The organism is Polaromonas sp. P3_B1 (genome assembly GCF_056402935.1).
In genome coordinates, this window is record NZ_JBFUGK010000052.1 from 22,054 (window position 1) to 32,987 (window position 10,934).

Here is a 10,934-nt window from a genome sequence, read left to right on the forward strand (position 1 = left end):
AGGGATGGCTCCAAAAACACGATTGTACCCTTGTCGCAAAAACCTGTCGGTACTAACCCCTAGCGTGCGCCGCTCGCTCGGCGCGGCCGTTGCACCGCTGCTGCGCCCAGGTTGTAAAAAGACCGCTTTGCCGCAGCTTTGCCTGGGAACCCTGCGAAAACCGCACCACACAGCGCTACACTGACGAAATGGACATCAAACTCGTCTCAAGAACACTCATCCTGGCTCTCGCCGGCGGCGCATTTTCACTCTCCGCCGTGGCGCAGTGGCAGTGGATAGACAAGGATGGCCGCAAGGTCTACAGCGACCGCTCGCCACCGGCCGACATTCCGGCAAAGAATATCCTCAAAACGCCGCGCGGCGCTCCCGTGGTGGCCCAGCCCGCCCCGAGTGAAGAACCTGCGGCGGCACCCGGTGCGGCAGCCTCCGCCCCCGTGGCCAAAGCTGATCCCAACGCGCCCAAGCTGACCGGCAAAGACGCGCAGCTCGAAGCCAAGAAAAAACAGGCGGAAGACGAAGCAGCCGCCAAAAAGCAGGCGGATGAAGAAAAAGTCACCAAGGCCAAGGCCGAGAACTGCGACCGGGCGAAAAAATCGCTGGCCGGTCTTCAATCAGGCCAGCGGATTCCTTACACCAACGCCAAGGGTGAGCGCGACTACATGGACGACAACGCCAGGGCGGCCGAAATCAAGCGGACCCAGGGCATTGTGAGCAGCGACTGCAAATAACGAGAGCAAGGAACGCAGGAAGCGACAGGCGGCACGCCTTCCTTCCCGCTTGCCGTCAATAGCCGGCCTTGGCCCCGGCGCGGGTCCTGGCAAACAGCCCGGCCCGCTTGGCGCCCTGGCGATTGAATCTCTCACGGCGCGCCACCTTGGGGTCCACACGCAGGCCGCGGTAGATTTCCACCCTGTCCTGGTCCCGCAGCACATGCCCAGGTGTGGTTTTGCGGCCCCAGATGCCCAGCACAAGGCGGACAGCTTTCAGGTCAGGAAATTCTTCGAACACCCCGCCGGCGGCCAGTGCCTGGGCAACCGTTGCGCCGCCCGCTAATTCCAGCGTCCATTCACGTACCTGCCGCGGCGCAGGTGAGTACACCAGCTTGATTCTGAGCAGCGTGCTGCCTTCAGGGCTCACCATAGACGTCCGAAGCTCTTTTGACAAAGGCATCGACCAGGCTGCCCGCGATCTTGTCGAACACGGGGCCGACCAAGGCGGCCAGCGCTGCATTGTCGAAGTCATAGCGCAGGCTGAACTCGACCTTGCAGGCTCTTTCCTCACCCTTGCCCACCGGCGTGAAATCCCAATGGCCGTCGAGCTTGGAAAACGGGCCGTCGACCAGCTTGAGGCTGACCTTGCGGTCTTTCTCGTGGACGTTGCGCGTGGTGAAGCTTTGCGAGAGCCCGGCTATGGAGATGCCGACTTTGGCTGTCATGCCGTGCGCATTTTCTTCCAGCACCGAGGCCTGGTCGCACCACGGCAAAAACTCGGGGTAGCGGGCGACGTCGGTGACCAGGGCGTACATCTCGGCGGCGCTGTACCAGATTAAAACGGACTTGTGAACGGTTTTCATACAATGGAAGGCTGGGCGCAATTGTATTGGCACTGTACTTTCCGKTTTTCGCCCCCATTCTTTATCMATGGCCACCAAAGAAGCATCCTCCTCCAAAAAAACGGCCGCAACGCCTTCCGCCAAGCTGTCCCCCAAGGCCGCTGCCGCCGCCGTGCGCATTGCCGACAACAAAAAAGCCCTCTTCAATTACCACATCGAGGAACGCTTTGAGGCCGGCATGGTGCTCGAAGGCTGGGAAGTGAAGTCCCTGCGCGAAGGCAAGGTTCAACTTACCGACGGATATGTCGTGGTGCGCGGCGGCGAGCTGTTCATCATCGGCTGCCAGATCAACCCGCTGGGCACGGCCTCCACCCATGTGCGGCCCGACTCAGTGCGGACCAAGAAGCTGCTGATGCACAAGGAAGAAATCCGCAGGCTGGTCGGCAAGGTCGAGCAAAAAGGCTTCACCCTGGTGCCGCTGAACATGCACTGGAAAGCCGGCAAGGTGAAATGCGAGATCGGCCTGGCCAAGGGCAAGGGCGAGCACGACAAGCGCGACACCATCAAGGACCGCGAAGGCAAGCGCGAGGTCGAACGCGCGATGAAGTCCCGCAACCGCTGACGGCGGCTTTTTTTCTCCGGCGATGGAATAAACCGGCCCCGGCCGGTGTTTATCCCTGTGCAGCCGCATGCACATGCGTGCTGTACAAGCGAAAACGCCCATAACACCACACCGGAGAACTCCATGAAACTGCTGTCCACCGCCCTTTTGGCGGCTGCCCTGCTCGGCGGCTGCGCCTCCATGACCACCCCCACCCCGAGCGTTGCCGACGGCGTGCTGGTCGGCCCCAACGGCATGACGCTGTATGTCTTCGACCGCGACGCCGCCAACAGCGGCAAATCCGTCTGCAACGGCCCCTGCGCCACCAACTGGCCGCCCCTGATGGCCGGCGATGCCGACAAAGCGGCCGGCGACTACACGGTGATCACCCGCGACGACGGCAAGAAACAATGGGCCATGAAGGGCAAGCCGCTGTATTACTGGGCCAAGGACAGCAAGCCGGGCGACAAGACCGGCGACAACGTGGGGACCGTCTGGCACGTCGCAAAACCCTGACGCCACGGCGCTGCTGCCCGCCCCTGCCCTGCCTGGTTACGATGACAGCAGGCTTTTGCACTGCGCATGACCCACTTTCCGCTGACCGACCACATCCCCAGCCTGCGCCGTTATGCGCGCGCGCTGACGGGCGACGCCTGGGCGGCCGACGACCTGGTGCAGGACACGCTGGAGCGGGCCTGCTCCAAATGGCGGCTGTGGGCGGTGGGCAGCGACCTGCGCGCCTGGCTGTTCACGCTGATGCACAACATCTTCGTCAACCAGGTCCGGCGCTCCCTGCGGCAGGTGGCCGCGGGCGCCACAGTCAATGTTGATGAGGTCGAGAACGAGCTTGCGGCGCCCGAAGCCGGCACCGCCCAGTCGCTGGACCTGCAGCGCTGCCTGCTGCGCCTGCCTGAAGACCAGCGGGCTGTGCTGTTGCTGGTCAGCCTCGAAGACCTCAGCTATGAGGAAGTCGCCAGGATCACCGGCGTGCCGGTCGGAACGGTGATGTCCCGGCTGTCGCGTGCGCGCAGCCGCTTGCGCGAATTGATGGACGGCCCGGCGCCGGTGGCCGCCGCCGCACCGGCCCAGCTCAGGCGACTGAAGTAAAGGCAGCACCCATGGAAAAACCCCACGACACATCGCACATCCAAGGCGAAGCCCTGCACGACCGGATCAACGCCCTGGTCGACGACCACCTGCCACCGGCCCGGCGGGCTGAACTCGAAGCGGAGCTGGGCGAAGACGCCGCTGCGCGCGAGACCCTGCGGGCCTGGAGGGCCCAGCGCGAGGCCTTGCGCGCCCTGCACCGTCCCTTGCTGGACGAAGCCATCCCCGACACGCTGCTGGCCGCCGCGCGCCGCAGCCAGGCAGGCAAGCAGCAAATTGAGCAATGGCAGCACTGGGGCGGCATGGCCGCGGCCGTGATGCTGGCCTTTGGTGTGGGCTGGCTGTCGCACGGACAGCTAAGCGGCCCGGCGCAGCAGCACCTTGCCTCTGCCCAGGTCCGCTCGGCGCAGTCGTTTGTGCATCAGGCCTCGCTCGCGCATGCGGTGTTTTCTCCCGAGGTACGCCACCCCGTCGAAGTCACGGCCGCGCAGCAAGACCATCTTGTGCAGTGGCTGTCCAAGCGCGTGGGCCGGCCGCTGAAAGTGCCGGTGCTGGCGGCCGAAGGTTATGAGCTGGTTGGCGGCAGGCTGCTCTCGGGTGACGGCGGCGCCCGCGCACAATTCATGTTCCAGAACGCGGCCGGCCTGCGCCTGACGCTGTACCTGGGCGCCATCGATGCGGCCTCCCAGCCGCAATCCCAGGCCACACAGGAAACCGCCTTCCGCTACAGCGGCGACGGCCCGGTGCCCTCGTTTTACTGGGTGGACCAGGGGTTTGGGTATGCGCTGAGCGGCGCCGTCTCGCGCGATGAATTGATGAAGCTGGCGCAGCGGGTGTACCAGCAGCTTTAAACCACCTCGGCCCGTTTACTTCAGCCCGCGCAGGGGATGCGTCTCAGGCGTCCAGGGGCTGGCAAAAAACGCATCCGCCATGCCGGGCTTGACGTCTTCGATGCGGGCCGGGTTCCACCGCGGCTTGTAGTCCTTGTCAATCGCCAGCGCGCGTATGCCTTCGACGGTCTCGCTCGCCGCGCCCGGGCGCAGGTGAAAGCAATGGTGCACCATGTCGCGCTCCATGCGCAGGTCATCGGTCAGGCCCATGCCGCGCGCGCGGCGGATCTGCTCCAGCGTGACATGCAGCATCAGCGGCGAGCGTTTGCGCAAGGTGGCGGCGGTTTTGGCCGCCCATGGGTCGGGTGAGGTTTCCAGCGCGTCGACGATATGTTTCACGCGCTGCAGGGAAAAATAGCCGTCGATGCGACTGTCGGCTTTGGTTGGCCGGGTACGGCCCGCCGTCCATTGCGCCGCTATCCAGGCCTCGGCCGCCGCCGCGGAGGCAAAGGCCTGGCGACCCAGCGCATCCCACAGTTCAGGCAAGCGGGCCGCCTCGACCTGGATGTCGGCCAGCCCATAGTCCAGCGCCTCTTGCGCGCCAATGACGTCCCCCGTCAGCGCCAGGTACTCACCCGCGTGGCCGGGGCAACGGCTCAGGAAATAACCGCCGCCCACATCGGGAAACAGGCCGATATTGGTTTCCGGCATGGCCATCTTGGTGTGCTCGGTCACGATGCGCACGCGCGCGCCTTGGCTGATTCCCATGCCGCCGCCCATGACCACGCCGTCCATAAAGGCGACATAGGGCTTGGGGTAGGTATGGATCAGGTGGTTGAGGGCGTATTCCTCGGTGAAGAAGTCTTCGAGCGCGGAATCGCCGGCGAACACCGCCTGGTGAAAAAAGCGGATGTCACCGCCCGCGCAAAAGCCGCCAAACAGGCTTTCCGGCGTGCCGGGCTGGCCTTTTTTGTTGCTGCCGCGTATGGCCACGGCATGGACCGCCGGGTCGTCGCGCCAGGCCAGCAAGGCGGCGGACAGGGCCCGGATCATGTCCAGGGACAGCGCATTGAGCGCCTTGGGGCGGTTCAAGGTGATGAGCCCGGCGTTGCCGCGCCGCTCGATCAGCACCTCGGGCCGAATCTCCGTGTTCATGCCGCTCATGCCCGTTGCCTCCATCCGACCAGTTCATTGACCACCAGCGCGCCTATGACCAGCGCCCCGCCCGTCAGCACGCTGGCGCCGGGTACCTCGCCCGCGCCGAACCAGGCCAGCAGAATTCCGAAAATCACTTCGAGCAGCGCCAGCAAGGCGACTTCCGGCGCCTTGAGCACGCCGGCGCACATCACCGACAGCACACAGGGAATGGCCAGCTGCACCAGGCCCAGCACAGCCAACAGGCCGACGTCATGCGCCGTGGCGGAAAACGGCAACGACAGCGGCAAGGTCGCCAGCGTCGAAATCGCCGCGCCCAGCAGTACCGCGGGCACCAGGTCGACGCTCTTGCCGTGCGAGCGGCTGTGCTGCACCACCGTCCAGTTGCTGGCACTGGCCAACGGCACCATCAGGGCCACCAAAGTGCCGCCGATATGGCTGGAAAGGTCCATCTGCCCACCGTACATCCAGGCGATACCCGCGCCCGCCATCGCTATGGCCAGCCAGGTGCGTGCCGGAATCTTCTGGCCGATAAAGGCGCGCGCCAACAAAGCGGTAATGAAGGGGCTGACCGCCATGGTCACCAGCACATTGGCCACGGTGGTCAGCGTGAGCGCGACCATAAAGGCGGTGAACATCACGCTCCAGCAGACACCCGACAACCAGAAGGCCGAGCCGCCGTTGCGGATCTTGCTGAACACCGCCCTGCCCTGGAAAAACGGCAGGATGACCAGCAGCGACACCACCGTGAAAAAGCTGCGCCAGAAGGTGACTTCAAAGCTGCGGGCCGACTCCAGGTGGCGGGTCACGACCCCGGCAATCGACCACATCATGGTCACCAGGATCATCAGGAAAACGGCGCGGGAATGCGTGAGTTTCATGGGTTGGACAATCGGTTCAGGCTGTTGTGCGGACATAAAAGCAAAGGCCGCTGGAGCTTGCGCGCAGCGGCCTTTGCTGACTTCCGGCCGCATCATGCGGCCGGAGTGGCCTGGGCTCAGGAGCGACCTGCGCGCTTGCGGTCGCTTTCCTTGAGGTGGCGCTTGCGCAGGCGGATGGACTTGGGCGTGATTTCAACCAGCTCGTCGTCCTCGATGAATTCCACGCCGTATTCCAGCGTGCATTCAATCGGCGGCGTGATCTTGATCGCGTCTTCCTTGCCGCTGACGCGGAAGTTGGTCAACTGCTTGGTGCGCGTGGCGTTGACCACCAGGTCGTTGTCACGGCTGTGGATGCCGACGATCATGCCTTCGTACACCGGGTCGTTGGCGCGCACGAACATGCGGCCGCGGTCATCCAGCTTGCCCAGGGCGTAGGTGAAGATTTCACCGTCGTCCATGGAGATCAGCACGCCGTTTTTGCGGCCGCCGATGTCGCCCTTGTGCGGCTCGTAGCTGTCGAAGATGTTGGAAATCAGGCCCGAGCCGCGCGTCAGGTTCAGGAACTCGTTGGTAAAGCCGATCAGGCCGCGCGCCGGAATGCGGTACTCGAGGCGCACACGGCCGCGGCCGTCCGGCTCCATGTTGACCAGTTCGCCCTTGCGCTCGCCCAGCGCCTGCATCACGCCGCCCTGGTGCTGGTCTTCGATGTCGGCGGTGACCAGCTCGATAGGCTCGTGCTTCTCGCCGTTGACCTCCTTGAACACCACGCGCGGCTTGGAGACGGCCAATTCATAGCCTTCGCGGCGCATGTTTTCCAGCAGGATGGTCAGGTGCAGTTCGCCCCGGCCCATGACTTCAAAAATGCCTTCTTCGTCGGTTTCCTTGACGCGCAGGGCCACGTTGTGCTGCAGCTCTTTCTGCAGGCGGTCCCAGATCTGGCGGCTGGTGACGTACTTGCCTTCGCGGCCGGCCAGCGGGCTGGTGTTGACGCAGAAGTTCATGGTCAGGGTCGGCTCGTCGACCTTGAGCATGGGCAGCGGCGCGGGGTTGACCGGGTCGGTGATGGTCACGCCGATGCCGATGTCGGCAATGCCGTTGATCAGCACGATTTCGCCGGGGCCGGCTTCGGTGGCCTGCACGCGCTCCAGGCCCTGGAAGGTCAGGACCTGGTTGATGCGGCCCTTGACGGCCTTGCCGTCCGGGCCTTCCATGACGACCACGTCCATCATGGGCTTGATGGTGCCCTGGCTGATGCGGCCCACGCCGATGCGGCCGACGAAGGTCGAGAAATCCAGCGCGGAAATCTGCAGTTGCAGCGGCGCAGCCGGGTCGCCCTTCTGGGACGGCACGTGCTTGAGGATGGTGTTGAACAGGGCCGACATGTCGGGGCCCCACTGTTCGTTGGGCGGGCCTTCCTCGAGCGAGGACCAGCCGTTGATGCCGGAGGCGTAAACCACGGGGAAGTCCAGCTGTTCATCGGTTGCGCCCAGCTTGTCGAACAGGTCGAAGGCGGCGTTGACCACCTTGTCGGGATTGGCGCCCGGCTTGTCGACCTTGTTGACCACGACGATGGGCTTCAAGCCCAGGGCCAGCGCCTTCTTGGTCACGAAACGCGTCTGGGGCATAGGGCCTTCCTGCGCGTCGATCAGCAACACCACGCCGTCGACCATGGACAGCGCGCGCTCCACTTCACCGCCGAAGTCGGCGTGGCCCGGGGTGTCGACGATGTTGATGTGCGTGCCTTCCCAGGTCACGGCGCAGTTCTTGGCCAGGATGGTGATGCCGCGTTCTTTTTCGATGGCGTTGTTGTCCATCACGGTGTCGACCACTTTTTCGTGCTCGGCGAAGGTGCCGGACTGGCGCAGCAGCTGGTCGACCATGGTGGTTTTGCCATGGTCAACGTGGGCGATGATGGCGATATTGCGGATCTGTTTGTGGCTCATGGTTGGCTTTCTGGGAACTTTAAAACGTCAAAAACTGGCAAAAAACTGTCAATGGTGAACAAGGGCCGCTGCACCCGCGGGCGCAGCGCCGCCGGGACCGTGCGCGGCACTCAAAATGTCCTGGATCTCAATCGGGCTCAGCAAGCGCTGCGGAATCAGCTCGTCCGCCGTGATGTGGGCCGAGCCCAGGAAGGCCGGGGCGTCGCCGCCCTGCCCCGCCGCGGGACCATAGACCTGCACCAGCGGCGCGTCGGCGCCCCACTGGCCGGGCTCGCCCCGGCGGCGCAGGCCGCTTAAAAACCGCCCCGCATTGTCGGCGTCCAATGTGACAGACGGATACGCGGAAACCAGGGACTGGGCCGGCAGCAGGCAGGCTTCGCGCTCGGGCTCGGTCATGGCTTCCAGGGCCGGCAGGCTGACGCACTGCTGCGTGGTGTAGCCGCCGGTCTCCAGCCGCCTGAGCGAGCCCAGGTGGGCGCCGCAGCCGATGGCCTCGCCGATGTCTTCACCCAGCGTGCGGATGTAAGTACCCTTGCTGCAGCGCACGGTGATCTTGATGGCGGCCGGCGCGCGTTCGTCGTGGGCCACGGCCATTTCCAGCTTGAAGATGGTGATGTGGCGGGCTTCCCGCTCGACTTCCTGGCCCTTGCGGGCGTATTCATAGAGGGCCTTGCCGTCTTTCTTGAGCGCCGAGTACATGGGCGGTACCTGCGCCAGCGGGCCGGTGAAGCGCGCCGTCAGGTCCTGCAACAGGGCCGGCGTGATCTCGGGCACGGGCCGGATCTCTATGACCTCGCCTTCGGCGTCGGCCGTGCTGGTTTTCTTGCCCAGCAGCAACACGGCCTCGTAGGTCTTGTCGGCATCGAGCTGGATCTGGCTGAACTTGGTGGCCGCGCCAAAGCACAGCGGCAGCACGCCGGTGGCCAGCGGGTCCAGCGTGCCGGTATGGCCGGCCTTGTCGGCGCGCAGCAGCCATTTGGCCTTCTGCAAAGCCTGGTTGCTCGACAGGCCCAGCGGCTTGTCGAGCAGCAGCACGCCATGCACGGGACGTCGCTGGATTTTCTGGCGATGAGAAGAAGTTTGCGTCATAAGTTCCGACAGGCTCGGCGCACGGGCGTACCCGGCGCTTTGTTGGCGCCGTTGTCCCTGAACCTGTCATCAAGGGGAACGGCGCGAACTCAGTCGTCTTGGGCGCGGGAAGAGACCGCCTTGGCGATCAGGGCGTTCATGTCGGCCGCGCGTTCGGTGGTGCGGTCGAAGTGGAAATGCAGGGTCGGCACCGTGTGCGTCATCAGGCGCTTGAACAGGCCGTTGCGCAGGAAGCCTGCGGCCTGGTTGAGCGCTTCCTCGCACTCATTCGGGTCGCCGACGAGCACGCTGAAAAACACCTTGGCGTGCGCGTAGTCGGCCGTCACCTCAACGGCCTGGATGGTCACCATCCCGACCCGCGGGTCTTTCAGCTCGCGCGCGATCAGCTCCGTCAGGTCGCGCTGGATCTGATCGGCGACACGAAAGCCGCGGTTGGGGGTGGATGATTTTTTACGCATGAGATGAATGGAAGCCCGCCGCGGGAAGGCGGCGGACTGGTCCGTTTTACAAGGTACGAGCCACTTCCTTGATTTCAAAGAACTCGAGGATGTCGCCTTCCTGGATATCGTTGTAGTTCTTGATATTCAGGCCGCACTCGAAGCCTTCCTTGACTTCCCTGACGTCATCCTTGAAGCGCTTGAGCGAGTCGAGTTCACCCGTGAAGATGACCACGTTCTCGCGCAACAGGCGCAGGCGGGCGGTGCGGCGAACCACACCGGCGGTGACCATACAGCCGGCGATGGAGCCGATCTTGCTGACCTTGAACACCTGGCGAATCTCGGCATTGCCGATGACTTCTTCCTTCTTGTCGGGCGTGAGCATGCCGGACATGGCGGCCTTGAGTTCGTCCACAGCGTCATAAATGATGTTGTAGTAGCGAATGTCGATGCCGTTGTTCTCGGCCTGCTTGCGCGCCTGGGCGTCCGCGCGGGTGTTGAACCCGATCAGCACGGCCTTGGAGGCAATCGCCAGATTGACGTCGGATTCGGAAATGCCGCCCACGCCGGAGTACACCAGCTGCACCTTGACCTCGTCGGTCGAGAGCTTGAGCAGCGACTGTGCCAGCGCTTCCTGCGAACCCTGCACGTCGGCCTTGATGATGATGGGCAGCATCTTGACCTCGCCCGCCGAGATGTCGGAGAACATGTTCTCCAGCTTGGCGGCCTGCTGTTTGGCCAGCTTGGTGTTGCGGAACTTGCCGGCGCGGTAGGTGGCGATTTCACGGGCGCGACGCTCGTCGGTCATCACCATGAACTCGTCGCCCGCCTGGGGCACGTCGGTCAGGCCCTGGATTTCCACGGGGATCGAGGGGCCCGCGGACTTGATGGGCTTGCCGTTTTCGTCCAGCATGGCGCGCACGCGGCCGTAGGTCGAACCGGCCAGCACCACGTCGCCGGCCTTGAGCGTGCCGGACTGGATCAGCACGGTCGCGACCGGGCCGCGGCCCTTGTCGAGCTGGGCTTCAATGACCAGACCCTTGGCCAGGGCATCGACCGGCGCGCGCAGTTCCAGCACCTCGGCCTGTAGCAGCACCTGCTCGAGCAGCTGGTCGATGCCGGCGCCCGTGCGGGCGGAAACCGGCACGAAGGGTGACTCGCCGCCGAACTCTTCAGGAATCACTTCTTCGGTGACCAGTTCGCCCTTGACGCGGTCCAGGTTGGCATCGGGCTTGTCGATCTTGTTGATCGCCACCACGATGGGAACGCCGGCCGCCTTGGCATGCTTGATGGCTTCCTTCGTTTGCGGCATCACGCCGTCGTCGGCAGCGACCACCAG

General features: G+C 64.3%; 13 protein-coding genes. 5 read left to right on the plus strand and 8 right to left on the minus strand.

What is annotated here, in order from left to right; genetic code table 11:
• Positions 1-188 precede the first annotated feature (188 nt).
• The gene (locus tag AC1DXS_RS22930; protein WP_477739749.1) at positions 189-728 is read left to right on the plus strand and encodes a DUF4124 domain-containing protein; all 540 of its coding nucleotides are present in this window, start codon (positions 189-191) and stop codon (positions 726-728) included.
• 55 nt (positions 729-783) lie between these two features.
• Here the strand turns inward: AC1DXS_RS22930 and AC1DXS_RS22935 are convergent, their stop codons facing one another.
• Both AC1DXS_RS22935 and AC1DXS_RS22940 read right to left on the minus strand, forming a co-directional pair.
• The gene (locus AC1DXS_RS22935; RefSeq protein ID WP_477739750.1) at positions 784-1,140 is read right to left on the minus strand and encodes an RnfH family protein; all 357 of its coding nucleotides are present in this window, start codon (positions 1,138-1,140) and stop codon (positions 784-786) included.
• On the minus strand, positions 1,127-1,573 hold the full coding sequence (locus AC1DXS_RS22940) for a type II toxin-antitoxin system RatA family toxin (protein WP_477739751.1): 447 nt from the start codon (positions 1,571-1,573) through the stop codon (positions 1,127-1,129). The genes AC1DXS_RS22935 and AC1DXS_RS22940 overlap by 14 nt, the downstream gene beginning before the upstream one ends.
• A gap of 67 nt (positions 1,574-1,640) precedes the next feature.
• On the opposite strand from AC1DXS_RS22940, the gene smpB reads away from it, so the two are divergent.
• The 4 genes from smpB (at position 1,641) to AC1DXS_RS22960 (ending at position 4,111) form a co-directional block, all read left to right on the plus strand.
• Entirely contained in the window at positions 1,641-2,174 is a 534-nt protein-coding gene (smpB, locus tag AC1DXS_RS22945; protein ID WP_007865439.1) for an SsrA-binding protein SmpB, read from the plus strand.
• Positions 2,175-2,297: 123 nt separating this feature from the next.
• Positions 2,298-2,669, plus strand: coding sequence for a COG4315 family predicted lipoprotein (locus AC1DXS_RS22950; RefSeq protein ID WP_477739752.1), 372 nt, complete (start codon positions 2,298-2,300; stop codon positions 2,667-2,669).
• Between the two features lie 66 nt (positions 2,670-2,735).
• Positions 2,736-3,260, plus strand: coding sequence for an RNA polymerase sigma factor (locus AC1DXS_RS22955; RefSeq protein ID WP_477739753.1), 525 nt, complete (start codon positions 2,736-2,738; stop codon positions 3,258-3,260).
• A gap of 11 nt (positions 3,261-3,271) precedes the next feature.
• Positions 3,272-4,111: an anti-sigma factor family protein gene (locus AC1DXS_RS22960; protein ID WP_477739754.1), complete on the plus strand. Its 840-nt coding sequence runs from the start codon at positions 3,272-3,274 to the stop codon at positions 4,109-4,111.
• Positions 4,112-4,126: 15 nt separating this feature from the next.
• On the opposite strand, the gene AC1DXS_RS22965 is transcribed toward AC1DXS_RS22960, so the two are convergent.
• From AC1DXS_RS22965 to infB, 6 genes are all read right to left on the minus strand, one after another.
• On the minus strand, positions 4,127-5,245 hold the full coding sequence (locus tag AC1DXS_RS22965) for an enoyl-CoA hydratase/isomerase family protein (RefSeq protein ID WP_477739761.1): 1,119 nt from the start codon (positions 5,243-5,245) through the stop codon (positions 4,127-4,129).
• 5 nt (positions 5,246-5,250) lie between these two features.
• Complete coding sequence (locus AC1DXS_RS22970) at positions 5,251-6,126, minus strand: DMT family transporter (protein WP_477739755.1); 876 nt, start codon at positions 6,124-6,126, stop codon at positions 5,251-5,253.
• A gap of 116 nt (positions 6,127-6,242) precedes the next feature.
• Positions 6,243-8,069: a translational GTPase TypA gene (gene typA, locus AC1DXS_RS22975; protein ID WP_477739756.1), complete on the minus strand. Its 1,827-nt coding sequence runs from the start codon at positions 8,067-8,069 to the stop codon at positions 6,243-6,245.
• 48 nt (positions 8,070-8,117) lie between these two features.
• A complete protein-coding gene (gene truB / locus AC1DXS_RS22980; RefSeq protein ID WP_477739757.1) occupies positions 8,118-9,158 on the minus strand; it encodes a tRNA pseudouridine(55) synthase TruB in 1,041 nt (346 codons plus the stop codon).
• An 89-nt stretch (positions 9,159-9,247) separates the two neighbouring features.
• Positions 9,248-9,616, minus strand: a complete 369-nt coding sequence (gene rbfA, locus AC1DXS_RS22985; RefSeq protein WP_477739758.1) for a 30S ribosome-binding factor RbfA — start codon at positions 9,614-9,616, stop codon at positions 9,248-9,250.
• A 46-nt stretch (positions 9,617-9,662) separates the two neighbouring features.
• Positions 9,663-10,934, minus strand: a 1,272-nt coding sequence (gene infB / locus AC1DXS_RS22990; RefSeq protein WP_477739759.1) for a translation initiation factor IF-2, incomplete at its 5' end; no start/stop codon positions are given.